Below are 19,041 nucleotides of genomic sequence, written 5' to 3'. Positions count from 1 at the left end.
GGGGATCATGGTTTCGTGTCCTGAATTTTAGCATGACCTGATCGGAAACCGGTTTCCACTTTTCCGGATCATGCGCCGGTCAACCGAACCGGCCGGTGATGTAGTCCTGGGTGCGCCGATCGCTCGGTGAGGTGAAGATCTTGTTGGTGTCGTCGAACTCGATCAGCTCGCCGAGATACATGAAGGCGGTCTTGTCGGAGACGCGCGCCGCCTGCTGCATGTTGTGGGTGACGATCGCGATCGTGTAGTCCTCGGAGAGCTCCTGGATCAGTTCCTCGACCTTGGCGGTCGAGATCGGGTCGAGCGCCGAGCACGGCTCGTCGAACAGGATCACCTCGGGGCGCACCGCCACGGTGCGCGCGATGCACAGGCGCTGCTGCTGGCCGCCGGAGAGCGACAGGCCGGAGGCGTTCAGCTTGTCCTTGACCTCGTTCCACAGCGCGCCGCCGCGCAGCGCCTTCTCGACCCGGTCGTCCATCTCGGACTTCGAGATCTTCTCGTAGAGGCGGATGCCGAAGGCGATGTTCTCGTAGATCGTCATCGGGAACGGCGTCGGCTTCTGGAACACCATGCCGACCCGCGCGCGCAGCAAGTTGAGGTCGAGCTTGGGGTCGAGAATGTTGGTCTGGTCCAGCATCAGCTGGCCGACCGCGCGTTGGCCCGGATACAGGTCGTACATCCGGTTGAAGATGCGCAGCAGGGTCGACTTGCCGCAGCCGGACGGGCCGATGAACGCCGTGACGCGGTTGGTGCCGAGCGTCAGGTTGATGTTCTTCAGCGCGTGGTGCTCGCCGTAATAGAAGTTGAGATTGCGCACCGTGACTTTCGGCGGCGCTTCCGGCAGCGGAACCTGCGGAATGTGGCCTGCGGCAGTCGTGGAGACGGAAAGCTCGGTCATTTTGCGGCCCTTTCGGCACCAAGGATACGCGCGCCGATATTCAACGCGAGCACGGTGAATGTGATGAGCAGCGCACCGCTCCACGCCAGCTCTTTCCAGTAGGCGTAGGGGCTCTGCACGAAGTTATTGATGGTCACCGGCAGGTTGGCCATCGTCTTGGTCAGATCCAGGCTGAAGAACTGGTTCGACAGCGCGGTGAACAGCAGCGGCGCGGTCTCGCCGGCGACGCGGGCGGTCGCCAGCAGCACACCGGTGATCAGACCCGATCGCGCAGCACGATAAGCGATCCGCTTGATCACCAGCGAACGCGGCAGGCCGAGCGCGGAGGCGGCCTCGCGCAGCGGATTGGGCACCAAGAGCAGCATGTCCTCGGTGGTGCGCAGCACGACCGGGATCACGATCACCGCGAGCGCAAGGCTGCCTGCGATCGCAGAGAAGCCGCGCATCGGCACCACCACCGCACCATAGATGAACAGGCCGATGATGATCGAGGGCGCGCTGAGCAGGATGTCGTTGATGAAGCGGATCACCGAGGTCAGCTTGTCGTGCTTGCCGTATTCGGCGAGGTAGGTGCCGGCGAACAGGCCAAGCGGCGCGCCGATGCCGACGCCGATCACGGTCATGATGACCGAGCCGACGATGGCGTTGAGCAGCCCGCCTTCGGTCGAGCCGGGCGGCGGCGTGTTCTGGGTGAACAGCTGCACGCTGAGGCCGGCAAGGCCGTTATAGAGCAGCGTGATCAGGATCAGCGCCAGCCAGGTGACGCCGAACAGCGCCGCACCGACACAGAGTGCGCGGATGACGATGTCGCTGCGGCGGCGGGATTTGTAGATCGGGTTCATGGCGTTACTTCCCCGCCTTCTTTTCAAGCCGCATCAGCATCAGCCGCGCGCCGGCGAGCACGAAGAAGGTCAGCACGAACAACAGCAGGCCGAGCAGGATCAGGCCGGACTGGTGCAGGCCGTCGCTCTCGGCGAATTCGCTGGCGATCGCCGCCGAGATCGTGGTGCCCGGCGCGAAGATCGACGACGAGATCCGGAACGAGTTGCCGATGATGAAGGTCACCGCCATGGTCTCGCCGAGGGCGCGGCCGAGCGCCAGCATGATGCCGCCGATCACGCCGACGCGGGTGTAGGGGATCACGACGCTGCGAACGACTTCCCAGGTGGTGCAGCCCATGCCGTAGGCGGCCTCTTTCAGCACCGGCGGCACGGTCTTGAACACGTCGACCGAGATCGCGGTGATGAAGGGCAGCACCATGATCGCAAGGATCAGCGCGGCGTTGAACAGGCTGAGATAGGACGGCGGGCCGGCGAACACCGCGCCCAACACCGGGACGCCCTCGAAGATCCGGATCATCAAAGGCTGGAAGGTGTTGGCCAGGAACGGGCCGAGCACGAAGAAGCCCCACATGCCGTAGATGATCGACGGGATGCCGGCGAGCAGCTCGATCGCGATGCCGATCGGGCGGCGCAGCACTTGCGGGCAGAGCTCGGTGAGGAACACGGCGATGCCGATGCCGACCGGAATGGCGATCAGCATCGCGATGACCGAGGTGATCAGCGTGCCGTAGATCGGGCCGAGCGCGCCGAGCACCGGCGGATCGGCCGAGGGCGCCCAGCGCTGCGTCCACAGGAAGGCGAAGCCGTATTCCTTCATCGCCGGCCAGGCGCCGACGATCAGCGACAGGATGATGCCGCCGAGGATCAACAGAACCGAAATCGCCGAGATGCGGGTGATCCAATAGAAGGTGAGGTCACCGAGCTTGAAGGCGCTGAGGGCCTTGGCGCGATCGTAAGGTCCCGCGGCTTCCATCACATCGCTCTGAACAGCCATGTCTGCCACGCCAATCCCCTCTTTAGTATGCAAAAGCCACGCAAACCGCTACGCCCCGAAGCGATCTTCACTGACGCATTTGGCCGGGCGTCGTCGTTCCAGCCACGCCCCTTGAGGCGCGAACCCCGGCCTCGATCCCGCGCTTGTTGCCGCGGTAATGGAGACCGGGTCTTGGTCGCTCGACCTGTGCCGCGATCGAGTCGGCACAGGTCCTGTCGCAGCGTCGGACTTAGCTCTTGATGTCCGACGACCAGGTCTTCTCGATCAGCTTGACGACCGAGTCCGGCATCGGGATGTAGTCGAGCTCTTCGGCCGCCTTGTCACCCTTCTCGAAGGCGTACTTGAAGAACTTGAGCGCTTCCTGCGAGGCCGCCTTGTCGGTCGAGTCCTTGTGCATCAGGATGAAGGTCGCCGCGGTGATCGGCCAGGAGGCTTCGCCCGGCTGGTCGGTCAGGATCACGTAGTAGCCGGGAGCCTTGGCCCAGTCGGCATTCGAGGCGGCGGCCTGGAAGGCAGCCATGGTCGGCTGCACGGTCTTGCCGGCCTTGTTGACCAGCCCGGTGTAGGTCAGCTTGTTCTGCTTGGCGTAGGCATACTCGACATAGCCGATCGCGTTCTTGGTCTGGCTGATGTTGCCGGCAACGCCTTCGTTGCCCTTGGCGCCGACGCCGACCGGCCATTCGACCGCGGTGCCGGAACCGACCTTGGACTTCCAGTCGGCGTTCGACTTGGAGAGATAGTCGGTGAAGTTGAAGGTGGTGCCCGAACCGTCCGAACGGCGCACGACGGTGATCGCATCGCCCGGCAGGGTCAGCTTCGGATTGAGCTTGGCGATCGCCGCGTCATTCCACTTGGTGATCTTGCCGAGATAGATGTCGCCGAGCACTTCGCCCGACAGGATCAGGTCGCCCGGCTTGATGCCTTCGAGGTTCACGACCGGGACGATCGCGCCCATCACCATCGGCCACTGGACGAGGCCGTCCTTCTCGAGCTGCTCGTGCTTGAGCGGCGCGTCGGTGGCGCCGAAGGTCACGGTCTTGGCCTGGATCTGCTTGATGCCGGCGCCGGAGCCGATCGACTGGTAGTTCAGACCGTTGCCGGTCTCCTTCTTGTAGGCGTCAGCCCACTTCGAATAGATCGGGAACGGAAACGTCGCGCCCGCGCCGGTAATATCGGCAGCGAAGGCCGACGTCGAAGCGGCGATCATGCCGGCTGCGACGATTGCTTTGATGAAATTCATGGGTGGTCTCCATCCTGTGAGCGAAGCGCCGAATGCGCCCGATCGCGCTCACGCCGGTCCATCTAGGAGCGGTCGGTGCTGCTTTTACGAAGGTTGGATGACAGTTGGATGACAACGCTAAGCTTTTGAAAACGCTTAGCTTTGGGTTGGTAACGGGGTCTTCGGCCGAGGAAAACAGGCGGTAAAAGTAGCGCCATTCTTCGGCACGCTCTCGATCAAAAGACGCCCGCGATGACGGTTAAGAATATGTTTCACCAACGATAATCCGAGGCCCGTTCCGCCCTGGTTGCGGCTGTCGCCGACGTCGACCCGGTAGAAGCGCTCGGTCAGCCGCGGCAGGTGCTCCGGGGCGATGCCGGGGCCGAAATCCCGTACCATGACACGGATTTCGGGGGTCCCCTCGCCCGATGCGCCCGAAACGGCCTGATTCAGCGACACTATGACGCGGCCCCCGGAGGCGCCGTATTTGAGGGCATTCTCGATCAGGTTCTCGAACAGGCGGAGCAGTTCCTCGCGATCGCCGGCGATCATGACCGGGGCCTGAGGCAGGTCGACCTCGATCTCGACCTGGCGCTCGCTGGCGAGTGCCTCGAGCCCGTCGGCCACCTGGCGGATGATCGGCACGATGTCGATCGAGGCCTCGGGCCGCACATGGGCCGACAGCTCGACCCGCGACAGCGACAGCAAATCGTCGATCAGCCGCGCCATGCGCGTCGCCTGGGTGTGCATGATGCCGAGGAAGCGCTCGCGCGCCCGCGCGTCCTCACGCGCCGGCCCCTGCAGCGTGTCGATGAAGCCGGACAAGGCGGCGAGCGGCGTGCGCAGCTCGTGGCTGGCATTGGCGACGAAATCGGCGCGCATCTCCTCGACCCGGCGCAGTGGCGTCAGGTCGTGGAAGGTCATCAGCATGCACTTCTCGGTGCCGCCGAACTGGGTCGGCACCGGCACCGGCGTGATCACCAATTCCATCCAGCGATCGACCGGAACGTGGTCGGTGTAGGTGGCGCGGCGCGGCTCGGTGGTCGCGATCGCCTCGCGCAGCGCGGTAATGATCTCCGGCGAGCGCAGGGCAAATTGCGCCAGTTCGTTCTTGCGCAGCGCGGGCGCAAGCTGCGCCGCGGCGGCGTTGAGATGGATGACGCGGCCGGCGCGATCGAGCAGCACGGCCGGATCCGGCATGCCGGCGACGACCGCGCTGACCGCGGCGGCCTCGACCGGATTGACGCCGCGGACATCCTCGCGCGAGGTTCCGGCATCATGCAGCCGCCACGGCACCAGCGCCGCGGCCGCGATGCAGACGAACACGGCGCAGGCGCGCACCAGCGACAATTCGCCGAGCGCGACCACCACGCTCAAGGCCAGCGCTGCGGCAAGCAGGATCAGCGCGGAATGGCGCAACCGGTCGGGCCAGGGCGAGAAGATGGAGGAATGCGAATCGTCAATTGCCATCGCGGCGGCTTTCATCCCGTCGGTTCATGTCTCGCCCAGGCGCGGTCATAGCGACCTTCCCTCGGGAGGCATCGGGCCGCTTCATCAGACCCCGGAGTCACCGCGCTTGCGAACCAGAACCGCCTCATGGTGCGGCTCGGCGCGGGGACCCGAATCAGCCTGCGGCAGCCGTTTGAGTCGGGCGCCGACGATAACCTCCCGAAACGTCAGCAAGATTACAGATATGACGAAAGGCGCAATATAGTAGAGGAGCCGGAACAGCAGCATACCGCCGAGCAGGTCCTCGCGGTCCATCTGCCAGAGGCCGACCAGCATGGCGGCGTCGAACACCCCGAGGCCGCCGGGGGAGTGGCTGGCGAAGCCGAGCAGGGTCGCCGACACGAAGATGACGGCGACCACGACGAAGCCGAGATTTGGCTCGTCCGGCACCAGCACGTACATCGCCAGCGCGCAGAAGCCAAGGTCGAGGATGCCGATCGCGATCTGCAGCAGCGTCAGCGGGCCGCCCGGCAGGGTCACCGTCCAGGGGCCGCGGCCGACCACCCGCGGCTGGGTCCAGACCCAGACCACATAGGCGACCAGCGCGGTGATGATCGCGAATGCCAGCGCCCGGTTCAGCCAGGGCGGCAGTTGGTCGATGTTGGCGGCGGCCTCGGGGTGGTAGGCGATGCCGAGCCCGAGCACCGCGGCATTGCCGAGCCAGAAGGTGAGCCCGGCGAGAAAGCAGATCTTGGCGACGTCGATCGCGTTCAGCCCCCACGCCGAATAGATCCGGTAGCGCACCGCGCCGCCGGTGAAGACGCTGGCGCCGACATTGTGGCCGATCGAATAGGAGGTGAAGGCCGCGAGCGCGTTGATGCGATAGGGCACATGGGCGTGGCCGATCGCGCGCACCGCGAACAGATCGTAGAAGGTCAACGTGAAGTAGCCCGCCGCGACGAACAGTCCCGCCAGGGCAATCTGCCGCGGCTCGGTGCTCTTGATGGCCTCGAGCACCTCGTTGGTGTCGATGCCGCGCAGCATGTGATACAGGACGTAGCAGGCGATGCCGATGACGGCGATGCTGATGACAACACCCAGCCGATGCAGGATTTGCTTCTGGCGCAGAAACGCCATCGCCCTGCGTATTGCTTCCAGCATCTAGACCTCGAATTGCGATCCCGCGACGACGGCTCCCGGGCGAACTCCGCCGGCGCTTCGCTGTGCCCTGGCCCGTGTAGCGCGTTTTAAACCGGAGTGGAATTCGTCAAAAGACAATAAAACGCGCATCTTCAAGATATTACGGATGATTCATGACAGCGGGTGCACAAATATGCGCGTTTCCCGCCGCCTTCGACAAGACTTGACATGCGCGTGCGGCAGTTAGCCCGCCGAACGGTCCGCAAGGCCATCCGGAAAACTACGGTGAAGCACCGGCACGGCCGAATAGAGAATGATCTTCCGTACCGCCGGGAGGCGCTCCGCCGATCAGCAATCCCGCGCGGCCGTGACCGCGGCGACGATCTCGGCGGCATCGGGAAAATGTCCCTTGGCGCGCCGGGCGACAACCGCGTCGCCGAGCTTGACCTCGAAGATGCCACCCTTGCCGGGGATCAGCGTCGCATCGACGCCAAGGCGCTCGCGCAACAGCGCCGCGGCCTCTTTGGCACGCTTCTCATAGCCGCACGGCCGGCAATAGGTGATGGAGACATTCCTCATGTCACGCGCTCCGTGCCCTCATGCGGCATGGCGCTGCGCGGAGGCGGCCTCGACGCCGGCAATCCAGCCGGCCACAGAACGGCCGATCGCCTCCGGATGATCCTCCTGCAGATAGTGCGCGCCCGCACCGAGTTGAATGACCGCGCAATGCGTGAGCGTCTTGGCGAATTCGGCGGCAAAGGCTGGTGACACCAGCGCCCCGGGCGTTCCCGCGAACAGCAGCTTCGGATAGGTCGATGCCGCGAGCGCCGCATGCGCCACCGTGAGCGCCTCGGCGACATCGGCCGGCTCGCCCGCGATCGGCAGTTCGCGCGGCAGCATCAAGGTCGGCTTGCGGCTCTCTCGCGTCGCAAACGGCGCGCGGTAGGCGGCCATCTCCTCCTCGCCGAGCGTGCGCAGGATCGAGCCGGGCAGCACGCGTTCGACGAACGCATTGTTGTCGAGGATCATCGCTTCGCCCTCGCCCGGCGTGCGGAATTTCCGGAACGTCTCCCGCGCGGCGTCGTGCTGGTGGAAGTCCGACCAATCGCGCATCGGGCGGATGAACTCCATGAAGGCGAGCCCGCGCACCAGTTGCGGACGGCGTGCCGCGAGGTGGAAGGCGAGCGCCGTGCCCCAATCCTGGGCGACGAGATAGGCCGAGGCGATGCCGAGCTCGTCGATCAGCGCGTCGAGATAGTCCGCCTGGTCGAAAAAGCGATAGCCGATGTCGGGTTTGCCGGACTGGCCGTAGCCGATCAGGTCGGGCGCGATGCAGTGCCCGACGGGGGCGACCAGCGGCATGATGTTGCGCCAGATGTAGGATGACGTCGGATTGCCGTGCAGGAACAGCACGTGCGGCGCGCCGCTGCGGCCGGTCTTGCGATAGGCCATCGTGCTCCCGAGCACGGCGCGATGATGCAGGCTGATATCGGCGGATATGGTCATGGCAACTCCTTGAACACGGTTTGGAATGCGATCGTCTTGAAACGCGTCAGCGCCGCTTCGCTGCGTTCGACCTTCATGCGCAGCATCGCGCCCTGCCAGGATGCGAGCAGGAAATCGGCCAGTTGATCGGGATCGAAGTCGGAGGCGATCTCGCCGGTGGCCTGAGCCTCGGCGATGCAGGCCGCAAACGGGGCGCGCCATTCCCGGAAGATGTCGTCGAGCTGTTCGCGCAGCATCTCGCTCGAGCCCGACGCCTCGAGGCTGAAATCGCCGATCAGGCAACCGCGGGTGAAACCGTCATGCGCGACTTTGCCGGTGATCAGATCGAGATAGCTTCTCAGCCTTTCGCGCGGGGTCAGCGTCGTGTCGCCGAGGGCTTCCGCGACCAGGCCACGGACATAGAGGAAGTAGCGGTCGAGCACCTCGGACGCGAACAACTCCTTGGAGCGGAAATGGTTGGTGAAGGAGCCCTGCGGCGCGCCGGCGGCGGCGGTGACGTCGCGCACGCTGGTGCCGTGATAGCCGGTCCGGAACATTTCCTTCAGGCCGGCGTCGAGGATGGCATCGCGGAGTGAGGGTTTTGGCATGGCCGCAATTTAATACGTACGTACGTATTAATGTCAAGCGCTAAAATGAATGCGGCTCGCCCTTGCGCTTGGCGACGCCGCTCAGGCCTGTCGGATCAGGGGATTGAGGTCAGCTCGCGGGCTTGCTGCGCGAAACCACCCAGTCGCGCAGCCAGGAGCCGATCGCGCAGCCGACGAGATAGAGCGCGAACATGACCAGGAAGAGATCGAGCCAGTAGCCGAACCGGCCGGGCACGATCCGCGCGAACGACGCCGCCACCAGCGCGGCGGCGAGCAGTGCCAGCCAGCGCATCCAGACCTTCGAGACGCCCTGCGCCCGATGCACCACCGCGATCCAGCCCATGCAGAAGCCGAGTAGCGCCGCGCCGAGCAGCCAACCCCAGAAGAATGTCGCGAGCACGGTCATCGCTACTTCACCACGAATTCGATGCGGCGGTTCTGCGCCTTGCCGTCTTCATTCTCGTTGCCGGCCAGCGGCTGTGTGCTGCCGTAGCCGATCGGCGTGAAGCGGCTGGCGGGCAGCCCGGCGCGCACGAGGTAATCCACCACGGCTTGCGCGCGCCGCTCCGACAGCGCCTGGTTGGCGGCCTCCTCGCCGTCGCTGTCGGTATGGCCGGCGATCTCGATCGTCGCATTGGGGCAGCGCAACGCGGTCTCGATCAGGCGGTCGAGCAGGCCGGCGGAATCCGGCACGATGTCGGCCTTGCCGGACTCGAAGCGGATCTTGCCCTTCGAGAGAATTTCGGAAAACAGCTGCTGGCACACCGTGGGATCGACCGGGGCAGCCGCCGGCTTGACCGTGACCTCGGCCTTGTACTGCCAGCCCTGCGGAAAATCCTTGCCGAGCCCGTCGCGGATCTGGCCGGCGGCGGCATCGTAGAGCGCATCGCCCGACAGCTTCACCTCGCGGTCCGATACCACCAGCGTTCCGGTCGACAGCCGCGACAGTGCGCCGAGCGCGGGCCCCACCGCGGCCGCGAAACCCGACGGCGCGCCGATGCTGGCCTTGAGATTGTCGACCACCTTCTCGCTGAAGAACTTGCGGCCGGCGGCGCCGACCAGCGCGGCGTGCACGTTGTTGTCGGGCACGTAGCCGGTCAGCGTCAGCGTCACCGCGACCGGGTCCTTGTAGGCCTGGAACACGTAAGGCGGCGCCTTGATGTCGTTGGCGGCGATCGAATAGCCTTCCGGCAGGTTCTTCAGCGCCGCGGCGACCGCTTCGCGTCCGCCGAGCTCGCGCGCCATGCCGGCGAGGGCAACCTTGCTGTCGGTGAGCGTGATCTTGCCTTCCTTCAGCTTGCCGATCTGGTCGAGCAACAGCAGCGCCGCCGCGTCGAACCGCAGAGGCGCGCCGCGGGCGAGCACCATCTGATCCACCACCTCGACGCCGCCGAGACTGGCCTTCGCGGCCTCGGTCAACTTGCCCTTGCTTGACGGCAGCGGCGCATTGCCGCCGAGCGTGACCCGCACCACGTCGCGTTCGGCGGACCAGACAAAGGGCTTGGCTTCGGGAACAAGGCGGGTCTCGTCGTTGACCAGCCGCACGCCGGGCACGGCTTCGACCGACGCCACCGCGCTGAGGCGGCCGTCTTCGGAGAAGGCGTTGGCCGCGAACGTCACGTCGCGGCCGTCGACGCTGATGCGGCGCTTGTCGAGAACGGTGTCCTTCAGTGCGGCATTAGAGCGCGCGGCAAGGTCCGCTTCGACCGTTGCGGTGCTCGTCCAGGCCGCAATACCCCAAAGCACGACCAGTGGAATCACCCCCGGCCACCACTTGCTACTCCACTTGAAAAGTCCGTGCATTCAGCGTCCTGCGGGGTCGGGAACCAGAGAGAAAACAAACCCTTGGCTGACTGTCAAACCCCAAATGACGCGCCATGGCGGGGGCGCCATGTCGGACCGGGATAACAGTTTCTTCAGTGGTCTTTCGCTAAGTTTGCCGCGGAATGCAAATCGGCCGGCCCGCGCCCACATGAAACAACTCCGCAACACCGTGATCCGTGCCGGCATGGAGGCGTTGTATTTCTCGGGTGCGCATATCCTGCTGCGGCCGATCTTCGCCGGCGTCGGCGCCATCTTCATGCTGCACCACGTCCGCCCGCGGCGCGGCGACGCGTTCCAGCCGAACCATCATCTCGAGGTCACGCCGGACTTCCTGCGCGCGATGCTGACGCATCTGCGCGCGCTCGACGTCGACGTGATCAGCATCGACGAGGCGCATCGCCGTCTCGCCGAACGGAATTTCGCACGGCGCTTCGCCTGCTTTACCTTCGACGACGGCTATCGCGACAACCGCGATTTCGCGCTGCCTGTGATGCGCGAGTTCGGCGCCCCGTTCACCGTCTATGTCGCGAGCGATTTCGCCGAGGGCTGCGGCAGATTGTGGTGGATCGCGCTGGAGCGGGTGATCGCGGCGGCGTCCGCGATCGAGGTGCCGATCGACGGCACCATGACGCGGATCGACACCGCGACAGCGCAGGCCAAGCGTACTGCCTTCGGCCGCATCCACGACTGGCTGCGTTCACTGCCCGGCGAGCAGGCAATGCAGGCCGAGATATCAGCGCTGTGCGCCCGTCACGGCGTCGACGAGACCGGCATCGCGCGCGAGCTCTGCATGTCCTGGGACGAGTTGCGCGGCTTCGCGGAGGATCCGCTGGTGACGATCGGCGCGCACACCATCACCCATTGCAATCTCGCCAAGCAGAGCGAGACCATCGCATCGTTCGAGCTCGCTACCAGCCGGGCGCGGATCGAGGATGCGCTGCAGCGGCCGGCATTGCATCTCGCTTATCCCTATGGCGATCGGATCGCCGCCGGGCAGCGTGAATTCGCCCTCGCGCGGTCGATCGGCTTTCGGACCGCGGTGACAACGCGGCCGGGCATGCTGTTTCCCGAAAGCGCCGACCATCTGACCGCCTTGCAGCGTGTCTCGCTGAACGGCAATTACCAGGACGCGCGCCTGCTGCCGGTGCTGACATCAGGCGCCGCCACCGCAGTGTGGAACGGCTTTCGCCGCATCGACGCGGCGTAACCTACTCTTCGTAGCCCGGATGCAGCGAAGCGTAATCCGGGGCCGTCGCATCCGCGGATAGCATTTTCCCGGATTTCGCTCCGCTGCATCCGGGCTACCGATCCCTTCCCTCTCCTTGACTCGTTCCTCGGGCGCGCCCAGAACCACTGGCAACGCAATGGAGGAGCGCATGTTCAAGGATCTGTTCTCGCTGAAGGGCCGCGTCGCACTGGTGACCGGGGGATCGCGCGGCATCGGCAAGATGATCGCGGCCGGCTTCCTCGCGCAGGGTGCCGCCAGGGTCTATATCACCGCGCGCAAGGCAGGTCCCTGCGAGGCGACCGCCCAGGAGCTGTCCGCCGCCTATGACGGCGAATGCATCGCGCTGCCGATCGACATCTCGACCGTCGAGGGCTGCGAGAAGCTCGCGGGCGAAATCATCAAGCGCGAGCCGAAGCTCGACATCCTCGTCAACAATGCCGGCGCGGCATGGGGCGCGGATTTCGACGAATTTCCGGAGAGCGGCTGGGACAAGGTGATGAACCTCAACGTCAAGTCGATCTTCTTCCTGACCAAGGCGCTGGCCAAGCCGCTGCGTGCGGCGGCGACGCACGACAAGCCGGGCAAGGTGATCAACATCGCCTCGATCGACGGCATTTTCGTCAACCCGATGGAGACCTATTCCTATGCCGCCAGCAAGGCGGCGGTGATCCATCTGACGCGCCGCATGGCGACCCGCCTGATCAAGGACAACATCAACGTCACCGCGATCGCACCGGGCGCCTTCAAGTCGGACATGAATCGCGCCGCGCGCGACCACGCCGACGAAGTCGCCAAGCGCGTGCCGGCGAAGCGCGTCGGCAGCGACGAGGATATGGCGGGTACCGCGATCTACCTCGCCTCGCGCGCCGGCGACTATGTCGTGGGCAACACTGTCGCGGTCGATGGCGGCGTGGTCTACGCGACCGCGGGGCTGGAGATCGCGGGCTAAGCGGGCGAGGACGTCAGACAAAAGTGATTTCACTGCAGACTGGCGGCACCTCTCCCGCTTGCGGGGGAGGTCGCATCGCATCGAAGATGCGATGCGGGTGGGGGTTCTCTCAACGAAATGACTCGTGGAGAGGGCCCCCACCCCAGCCCTCTCCCGCAAGCGGGAGAGGGAGCGCAGCCAGTTCGCGGTGGCGTCTGTCCCCATCGTTGCGCGCTGGGTGATCGCCCGTCTCCAAAGGGAGCAAAAAGAAAAGGGGCAAGCCAGGACCTTCTCGGCTTACCCCTCTTCGGCCCCTCCGGGAGGAGAGGAACTGCTAGATGGCCCTCAGCTCTCGATCCTCACATATTCGAAGTCGCCGGGCTTGTTGTCGATGCCGACCTTGGGCGGCGAGATCCAGGAGGCGAACTGGCCGGGTTCGGTCACCGGCTTCATCAGCGAGGCGATGAAGTCGCCGTCTGCGGTCGACGGCAGCCAGTCGTTCTTGCGCTTGGCCCAGGTGGCGTCGTCGATCAAGAGGCCATCGGGCGTCGCATGGACGTCCTTGAACTCGCCGATCTGGCGGTGGAAGGCGGTGTTTGGCACCGCGAGCTTGTAGTCGATGCCGGCGGTCGAGATCACCTTGTTCCAGCGCAGCATGCCCTTGACGCAATCCTGCGTGTAGTCGTCGCGCAGCCGCATGTTGAGCGCGGTCAGCGCCGGCTCGTCGACCATCTTGATCTGGCCGTCCACCATCTTCATGACCGGATAGGTCGAGCTCTTGAGTTGGTGATCGTCGTCGATCGTGGTTTCCTTGTAGCGGCCCTTGATGCCGGCGTTGAAGGCATTGGCCGCGTTGGTCGACACTTCCGAGCCGAACAGGTCGAGCGACAGCGAATAGTGCAGGTTCAGCTTCTTCTGGATGGTAGGCAGGTCGATCACGCCAAGCGCGCGGATCTTGGCGACGTCGTTCGGATCGGTGATGCCGGCTTCCTTCATCGCATCGCAGGTGCGCTGCACAACGCGGGTGATGCCGGTCTCGCCGACGAACATGTGGTGGGCTTCTTCGGTCAGCATGAAGCGGCAGGTGCGCGACAGCGGATCGAAGCCCGACTGCGCCAGCGAGTGCAGCTGCATCTTGCCGTCGCGGTCGGTGAAGTAGGTGAACATGAAGAACGACAGCCAATCCGGCGTCGCCTCGTTGAAGGCCCCTAGCATGCGCGGGCTATCCGCGTCGCCCGAGCGGCGGCGCAACAAATCATCCGCCTCCTCGCGGCCGTCGCGGCCGAAATACTTCTGCAAGAGGTAGACCATCGCCCAGAGATGGCGGCCTTCCTCGACATTGACCTGGAACAGGTTGCGCATGTCGTAGAGCGAGGGCGCGGTCTTGCCGAGATGGCGCTGCTGCTCGACCGAGGCCGGCTCGGTGTCGCCCTGGATCACGATCAGGCGGCGCAGCATCGCGCGGTGCTCGCCGGGGACTTCCTGCCAGGCCGGCTTGCCATAGTCCTCGCCAAACGGAATGACGCGGTTCTCTTCCTGCGGCGCGAGCAAGATGCCCCAGCGATATTCGGGCATCCGCACGTAGTCGAACTTGGCCCAGCCGCGCGGATCGACCGAATAGGCGGTGCGCAGATAGACCAGCGATTCCTGGAAGCCGTCCGGCCCCATGTCGCTCCACCAGTCCATGTAGCCGGGGTGCCAGCCTTCCAGCGCCTTGAGCACCTGGCGGTCCTCGGCGAGATTCACATTGTTCGGAATCTTGGTCGAGTAATCGACGTTCATGATGTTCATGTTCATGGCAGCCTCCTTTTCATCCTGGCTCGCATCTTGCTCCGCCGTCATCCTGAGGAGCGCGTAGCGCGTCTCGAAGGATGCTTGTCTGGCGGTCTTGCCTCCAATCATCCTTCGAGGCTCGCCCGGCGGCGCAACTGCGCCGCAAGGCTCGCACCTCAGGATGACGGCGAAAATTCCTAAACCCTCGTCATGTCGAATTGCGCCTTCTGGCCGGTGCCGTAGCGGCGCAGTGCGCCGTCCTCACCGACCGCGTTCGGCCGCTGGAAGATCCAGTTCTGCCACGCCGTGAGGCGCGAGAAGATCTTCGATTCCATGGTCTCCGGGCCGACGAAGCGCAGATTGGCTTCCATGCCGGTGAGACCGTCGGGCGAGAACGAGGTGCGTTCCTCGAAGAACACACGGACCTCGTCGTCCCAGTCGATGTCGTCGAGCGCGAAGGTGACGAGACCGAGTTCCTCGGCCTCCTCCGCGTCGAGCGCCTTGCCGATCGAGCCTTGCGCGCGCTCCAGATCCGACGGATCAGCCTGGAAGCGCGATTGCAGCCGGGTCAGGCCGTGGCTCATCGGATAGGGCCCGAAATTCATCGCCGTCAGCTCGATCGCCGGCGGCGGGCGGTTGTCGCCCTGCTTCTGGCCGATCAGCATGTAGGAGCGGTCGGCGGCGAACACGAGCTCGGCCAGCGTGCCGACGAAGCAGGAGCCGGGCTCGACCAGCGTCACCAGCGTGCGCGAGGTGACGTCGATGCGCTTGAGCACGCGCTTCCAGTAGTGCCTGACCTCGTTGACCAGCCAGTGCGCCTTGTTGGCCTCCAGGAACGCGTCATAGGACACGACATTGCCGCGGTCGCCGTGGCTCTTGAACACCAGCATCGCGATCTCGAGCTCGTTGATGCGCAGATGCAGGATCGCGTCATCAAGCTCGCGGGCGACCTGCAGCGGCCAGAACGCAGCTCCCTGCGCGATCATGCCGTCGATGTCGGCGGGCGCCGTGGTTTCCGGCGCCTTGATCGAGATGGTGGCGATGCGCGCGGCGCGATCGATGTCGACGCTGACGAAACCGTAGCGGATCGCGCTGTCGTCGATGGTGCGCGTCAGCGGCGCAAGCGCGATGCCTTTGCCGGCGCCGTTGCGCTTCGACTTCGCGGCGAATTCCTTGACGCGCTCGGCCAGCTTGCCCTCGAGCTTGGAGTTCGGCGCGATCTCGTCGACCAGGCGCCAGGAAACGGCGCGCTTGCCCTTGATGCCTTCCTCGATGGTGCAGAAGAAATCGGCATGGTCGCGGCGCACCTTGCGCTTGTCGACGACGCGCGTGAGCCCGCCGGTGCCCGGCAGCACCGCGAGCAGCGGCACTTCCGGCAGCGCGACGGCGGCGGCGCCGTCGTCGGCCATCATGATGTGGTCGGTCGCGAGCGCCAGCTCATAGCCGCCGCCGGCCGCGGTGCCGTTGACGACGGTGATGAAGCTCTGGCCGGAGTTCTCGCTGGAGTCTTCCAGGCCGTTGCGGGTCTCGTTGGTGAATTTGCAGAAGTTGACCTTGTGGGCATGGGTCGAGCCCGCCAGCATGCGGATGTTGGCGCCGGCGCAGAACACCCGGTTCTTGCCCGAGCGCATCACCACCACCTTGACCTCGGGATGCTCGAAGCGCAGCCGCTGCACGGCGTCCGCAAGCTCGATGTCGACGCCGAGATCGTAGGAATTCAGCTTGAGCTGGTAGCCTTCGAACAGGCCAGCGTTCTCGTCGACGTCCATGGTCAGCGTCGCGACATCGCCCGCAACGTCGAGCTTCCAGTGCCGGTAGCGCGACGGATCGGTCTGGAAGTCGATGTACTTCGCCCCGCCTGCAAGGACGCGATCGTCACCAGCCATGGGCCACCCTTATCTGTTGTCTTGCTGTTGTTCGTTTGAACATTCGTCGTCGAGGTCTTCATGCACAATAATGCATGTTTTCGATCTGGTCTAGTTCAAAACGCAAAAACATGCATTTTGTTTCATGTTCACGAAATTCACTCGCTCGGCCAATGACCTGGCACCGGCACCAAAGGTCAGGCCGCCAGTGCCGTCAGGCCGCCAGTGCCGGGTCGTCGCGCAGCGCCGCTTTGGCGAATTCGGCGACCGCCTCGAGCGTCACCGCGGGCGCCTCGCGATGCGGCGAATGGCCGGCACCATCGATGGCCGTGACATCGACCGGGCAGTAGCACTCCTCCTGGGCGATCTCGACCTGGCGTATGGTGCCGTACTGGTCGGCCGCGCCCTGCACGATCAGCACCGGCACGCGGATATAGGCGAGATAGTCGGAGATATCCCAGTCGCGGAATGCCGGATCGAGCCAGGCGCCGTTCCAGCCATGGAAGGCGTTGTCGACGTCCTTGTGCCAGCGCGCCAGCTTCTCCTTCAGATTGGTGGTCTCGTACGCCGTCTTGATCTCGGCGATCGACTTCACCGAGATGTCCTCGACGATGAAGTGCGGCGCCAGCAGCGCGAGGCCATGCAGGCGATGATCCTGATGCGCGCCGGCATAGATCGCGGCAATCGACGCGCCGTCGGAATGACCGAGCAGCAAGCCGCGGCGGAAGCCGATCCGGTCGAGCAATTTCGGCAGCACGTCGAGTGCCTCGCGATGCATGTAGTCGACCGGACGCGGCAGCTTCGCCGGCGACGAGGCGCCATAACCCGCGCGCGAATAGACGAACACGCCGGCGCCGGTCGCCGCCTGCAGCTTCTCGGGAAAGTCGCCCCACAGCCCGACGCTGCCGAGGCCTTCATGAAGCATCACGATGGTCGGCGCCGCGTCCGGCGAGGGACCGATCATGCGGTATTCGAGCTCGGCGCCGTCGATGCTGAGGAAGCCGGAGGGTTTCAAGTTTGTCATGGTAGGCCTTCCTCATCGTCGTCCCGGCGAAAGCCGGGACCTATAACCACAGGCGTTAGTTGTTGCGCAAAGGCCGTCGAGCAGCGTCTTTCAAAACGAACGCCACGGCGTATGGGTCCCGGCTCCCGTGCGCAATTGCGCACTAGGCCGGGACGACGCGGGGAGCTAGTGCTCGTGTTCCCGCAATTTGAACCGCTGGATCTTTCCGGTCGCCGTCTTCGGCAGATTGTCGACGACGTCGATCCAGCGCGGATATTTCCACGGGCCGATCTTCTGCTTGACGTGCTCCTTCAGCGCCTCGTGCAGGCCGGCGGCTGAACTGTCGGGCCGCAACACCACATAGGCCTTCGGCTTGAGCAGGCCTTCCGGATCGGCCTCCGGCACGACCGCCGCCTCCAGCACCGCGGGATGGGTGATCAGCGCGCTCTCCACCTCGAATGGCGAGACCCAGATGCCCGAGACCTTGAACATGTCGTCGGCGCGGCCGCAGAAGGTGTAACGGCCGTCGGCATCGCGCGTGTATTTGTCGCCGGTGCGGGTCCAGGCGCCCTCGAAGGTGGCGCGGCTCTTGGCGCGCTGATTCCAGTAGCTCTCGCCGGCCGAGGGCGCATCGACCAAGAGCTCGCCGACCTCGCCGTCCGCGACGTCGGCGCCGATCTCGTTGACCAGCCGCACCTTGTAGCCGGGCACCGGACGGCCGGACGAGCCGTATTTGATGTCGCCGGGCGCGTTCGACAGGAAGATGTGCAACAGCTCGGTCGAGCCGACGCCGTCGAGGATGTCGACGCCGAACCGCGCGCGCCACGCATTGCCGACCGATTCCGGCAGCGCCTCGCCGGCCGAGGTGCAGACGCGCAAACGGTTGCCGCCGGACTGCGCCTTGGTCGCCTCGTCGTTCAGCATCGCCGCAAACAGGGTCGGCACGCCGAAGAAGATGCTCGGGTGATATTTGTTCATCAGCGCGAACATCACCGCCGGCGTCGGCCGCTCCGAATTCAGCACCGTCGAGGCGCCAACCGACATCGGGAAGGTCAGCGCATTGCCGAGCCCGTAGGCGAAGAACAGCTTTGCCGCCGACAGGCCGACATCATCCTCGCGGATCCCGAGCACCTGCTTGGCGTAGGTCTCCGCGGTCGCCGCGAGATTGGAATGCAGATGGCGCACGCCCTTCGGCATGCCGGTCGAGCCCGACGAATAGAGCCAGAATGCCGGCTCGTCGGCATGGGTCGGCGCGGTGGCGAACACGTCGCTCTCGCGCGCGATCTCATCGGACAGCTTCTTGTGGCCATGCGCATCCTTGCCGGAGACCACGACATGCTCGAGGTCGGGCATCCGCGCGATGATGTCCTTCACGACCGGCAGCAGCGCTTCCGACACGAACAGCACGCGGGCGCGGCAATCACCGAGGATGTAGGCATACTGCTCCCCGGTCAGCAGCGTGTTGAGCGGCACCGGCACCACGCCGGCGCGGATCGCGCCCAGGAACACGATCGGGAAATCGACAGTGTCCAGCATGATCATGGCGACCCGCTCCTCGCGGCGGACGCCGAGCCGGCGCAGCATGTTGCCGACGCGGCGGGTCTGCTGCTGCAATTGGCCATAGGTGATTTGCGACACCGTATCGTCGAACACGACCTTGTCGCCGCGGCCTTCGTCGACGTTGCGGTCGAGCAGCCAGGAGACCGCGTTGTAAGTCATGCTCCGCTCCTCGGACCCGGACGTGCCACGCTTCCCTCTCCTGTGAATTTAAGAATTATAATTCAT

At 65.1% G+C, this 19,041-nt stretch carries 17 protein-coding genes; 2 read left to right on the top strand and 15 right to left on the bottom strand.

Annotation, left to right across the window (positions count from 1 at the left end; all coding sequences use genetic code 11):
* Positions 1-79: 79 nt before the first annotated feature.
* The 11 genes from pstB to QA635_RS04875 all read right to left on the bottom strand — a co-directional run bounded on the left by pstB (position 80) and on the right by QA635_RS04875 (position 10,438).
* Positions 80-898 (bottom strand): phosphate ABC transporter ATP-binding protein PstB, encoded by an 819-nt coding sequence (gene pstB / locus QA635_RS04925; protein ID WP_074131128.1) that lies wholly within the window; start codon positions 896-898, stop codon positions 80-82.
* Positions 895-1,740 (bottom strand): phosphate ABC transporter permease PstA, encoded by an 846-nt coding sequence (pstA, locus tag QA635_RS04920; protein ID WP_050386784.1) that lies wholly within the window; start codon positions 1,738-1,740, stop codon positions 895-897. The genes pstB and pstA overlap by 4 nt, the downstream gene beginning before the upstream one ends.
* 4 nt (positions 1,741-1,744) lie before the next feature.
* Positions 1,745-2,734 (bottom strand): phosphate ABC transporter permease subunit PstC, encoded by a 990-nt coding sequence (gene pstC / locus QA635_RS04915; protein WP_283067401.1) that lies wholly within the window; start codon positions 2,732-2,734, stop codon positions 1,745-1,747.
* Positions 2,735-2,963: 229 nt separating this feature from the next.
* On the bottom strand, positions 2,964-3,974 hold the full coding sequence (gene pstS, locus QA635_RS04910; RefSeq protein ID WP_092078490.1) for a phosphate ABC transporter substrate-binding protein PstS: 1,011 nt from the start codon (positions 3,972-3,974) through the stop codon (positions 2,964-2,966).
* Between the two features lie 135 nt (positions 3,975-4,109).
* Positions 4,110-5,423 (bottom strand): ATP-binding protein, encoded by a 1,314-nt coding sequence (locus QA635_RS04905; RefSeq protein WP_092079263.1) that lies wholly within the window; start codon positions 5,421-5,423, stop codon positions 4,110-4,112.
* An 84-nt stretch (positions 5,424-5,507) separates the two neighbouring features.
* On the bottom strand, positions 5,508-6,563 hold the full coding sequence (locus QA635_RS04900) for a putative bifunctional lysylphosphatidylglycerol flippase/synthetase (RefSeq protein WP_026192163.1): 1,056 nt from the start codon (positions 6,561-6,563) through the stop codon (positions 5,508-5,510).
* A 327-nt stretch (positions 6,564-6,890) separates the two neighbouring features.
* Positions 6,891-7,121 carry an Rdx family protein gene (locus QA635_RS04895; RefSeq protein ID WP_283067397.1) on the bottom strand — a complete coding sequence of 77 codons (231 nt, stop codon included), beginning with the start codon at positions 7,119-7,121 and terminating at the stop codon, positions 6,891-6,893.
* Positions 7,122-7,139: 18 nt separating this feature from the next.
* On the bottom strand, positions 7,140-8,048 hold the full coding sequence (locus QA635_RS04890) for a haloalkane dehalogenase (RefSeq protein WP_283067395.1): 909 nt from the start codon (positions 8,046-8,048) through the stop codon (positions 7,140-7,142).
* Positions 8,045-8,635 carry a TetR/AcrR family transcriptional regulator gene (locus QA635_RS04885; RefSeq protein WP_283067393.1) on the bottom strand — a complete coding sequence of 197 codons (591 nt, stop codon included), beginning with the start codon at positions 8,633-8,635 and terminating at the stop codon, positions 8,045-8,047. The genes QA635_RS04890 and QA635_RS04885 overlap by 4 nt, the downstream gene beginning before the upstream one ends.
* Positions 8,636-8,744: 109 nt before the next feature.
* Entirely contained in the window at positions 8,745-9,041 is a 297-nt protein-coding gene (locus QA635_RS04880) for a hypothetical protein (RefSeq protein ID WP_028340517.1), read from the bottom strand.
* A gap of 2 nt (positions 9,042-9,043) precedes the next feature.
* On the bottom strand, positions 9,044-10,438 hold the full coding sequence (locus tag QA635_RS04875; RefSeq protein ID WP_283067389.1) for an OmpA family protein: 1,395 nt from the start codon (positions 10,436-10,438) through the stop codon (positions 9,044-9,046).
* A gap of 169 nt (positions 10,439-10,607) precedes the next feature.
* Here QA635_RS04875 and QA635_RS04870 point away from each other — a divergent pair, with 169 nt between their 5' ends.
* Both QA635_RS04870 and QA635_RS04865 read left to right on the top strand, forming a co-directional pair.
* Positions 10,608-11,666 carry a polysaccharide deacetylase family protein gene (locus QA635_RS04870; protein ID WP_141339768.1) on the top strand — a complete coding sequence of 353 codons (1,059 nt, stop codon included), beginning with the start codon at positions 10,608-10,610 and terminating at the stop codon, positions 11,664-11,666.
* 169 nt (positions 11,667-11,835) lie between these two features.
* Positions 11,836-12,636, top strand: a complete 801-nt coding sequence (locus tag QA635_RS04865) for an SDR family NAD(P)-dependent oxidoreductase (RefSeq protein WP_283067386.1) — start codon at positions 11,836-11,838, stop codon at positions 12,634-12,636.
* Positions 12,637-12,960: 324 nt separating this feature from the next.
* On the opposite strand, the gene boxB is transcribed toward QA635_RS04865, so the two are convergent.
* From boxB to QA635_RS04845, 4 genes are all read right to left on the bottom strand, one after another.
* Positions 12,961-14,412 (bottom strand): benzoyl-CoA 2,3-epoxidase subunit BoxB, encoded by a 1,452-nt coding sequence (gene boxB, locus QA635_RS04860; RefSeq protein ID WP_283067383.1) that lies wholly within the window; start codon positions 14,410-14,412, stop codon positions 12,961-12,963.
* Positions 14,413-14,585: 173 nt separating this feature from the next.
* Positions 14,586-16,274 (bottom strand): 2,3-epoxybenzoyl-CoA dihydrolase, encoded by a 1,689-nt coding sequence (gene boxC, locus QA635_RS04855; protein WP_253606406.1) that lies wholly within the window; start codon positions 16,272-16,274, stop codon positions 14,586-14,588.
* A 193-nt stretch (positions 16,275-16,467) separates the two neighbouring features.
* Positions 16,468-17,277, bottom strand: coding sequence for an alpha/beta fold hydrolase (locus tag QA635_RS04850; RefSeq protein ID WP_283067379.1), 810 nt, complete (start codon positions 17,275-17,277; stop codon positions 16,468-16,470).
* A gap of 165 nt (positions 17,278-17,442) precedes the next feature.
* Positions 17,443-18,975: a benzoate-CoA ligase family protein gene (locus tag QA635_RS04845; RefSeq protein WP_283067377.1), complete on the bottom strand. Its 1,533-nt coding sequence runs from the start codon at positions 18,973-18,975 to the stop codon at positions 17,443-17,445.
* Positions 18,976-19,041 lie beyond the last annotated feature (66 nt).

Origin of the sequence: Bradyrhizobium brasilense, assembly GCF_029714345.1 — a bacterium.
Taxonomy (GTDB): Bacteria; Pseudomonadota; Alphaproteobacteria; order Rhizobiales; family Xanthobacteraceae; genus Bradyrhizobium; species Bradyrhizobium australafricanum.
This window is presented reverse-complemented; position numbering and strand designations above follow the sequence as displayed.

Excerpts from the sequence above, each read along its gene's own strand:
- QA635_RS04900 (WP_026192163.1), bottom strand. The coding sequence starts at position 6,563 with ATGCTGGAAGCAATACGCAGGGCGATGGCGTTTCTGCGCCAGAAGCAA.
- QA635_RS04895 (WP_283067397.1), bottom strand. The coding sequence starts at position 7,121 with ATGAGGAATGTCTCCATCACCTATTGCCGGCCGTGCGGCTATGAGAAG.
- pstC (WP_283067401.1), bottom strand. The coding sequence starts at position 2,734 with ATGGCTGTTCAGAGCGATGTGATGGAAGCCGCGGGACCTTACGATCGC.
- QA635_RS04905 (WP_092079263.1), bottom strand. The coding sequence starts at position 5,423 with ATGGCAATTGACGATTCGCATTCCTCCATCTTCTCGCCCTGGCCCGAC.
- pstA (WP_050386784.1), bottom strand. The coding sequence starts at position 1,740 with ATGAACCCGATCTACAAATCCCGCCGCCGCAGCGACATCGTCATCCGC.
- QA635_RS04845 (WP_283067377.1), bottom strand. The coding sequence starts at position 18,975 with ATGACTTACAACGCGGTCTCCTGGCTGCTCGACCGCAACGTCGACGAA.
- pstS (WP_092078490.1), bottom strand. The coding sequence starts at position 3,974 with ATGAATTTCATCAAAGCAATCGTCGCAGCCGGCATGATCGCCGCTTCG.
- QA635_RS04890 (WP_283067395.1), bottom strand. The coding sequence starts at position 8,048 with ATGACCATATCCGCCGATATCAGCCTGCATCATCGCGCCGTGCTCGGG.
- QA635_RS04865 (WP_283067386.1), top strand. The coding sequence starts at position 11,836 with ATGTTCAAGGATCTGTTCTCGCTGAAGGGCCGCGTCGCACTGGTGACC.
- QA635_RS04850 (WP_283067379.1), bottom strand. The coding sequence starts at position 17,277 with ATGACAAACTTGAAACCCTCCGGCTTCCTCAGCATCGACGGCGCCGAG.
- pstB (WP_074131128.1), bottom strand. The coding sequence starts at position 898 with ATGACCGAGCTTTCCGTCTCCACGACTGCCGCAGGCCACATTCCGCAG.
- QA635_RS04885 (WP_283067393.1), bottom strand. The coding sequence starts at position 8,635 with ATGCCAAAACCCTCACTCCGCGATGCCATCCTCGACGCCGGCCTGAAG.
- QA635_RS04870 (WP_141339768.1), top strand. The coding sequence starts at position 10,608 with ATGAAACAACTCCGCAACACCGTGATCCGTGCCGGCATGGAGGCGTTG.
- QA635_RS04875 (WP_283067389.1), bottom strand. The coding sequence starts at position 10,438 with ATGCACGGACTTTTCAAGTGGAGTAGCAAGTGGTGGCCGGGGGTGATT.
- boxC (WP_253606406.1), bottom strand. The coding sequence starts at position 16,274 with ATGGCTGGTGACGATCGCGTCCTTGCAGGCGGGGCGAAGTACATCGAC.
- QA635_RS04880 (WP_028340517.1), bottom strand. The coding sequence starts at position 9,041 with ATGACCGTGCTCGCGACATTCTTCTGGGGTTGGCTGCTCGGCGCGGCG.
- boxB (WP_283067383.1), bottom strand. The coding sequence starts at position 14,412 with ATGAACATGAACATCATGAACGTCGATTACTCGACCAAGATTCCGAAC.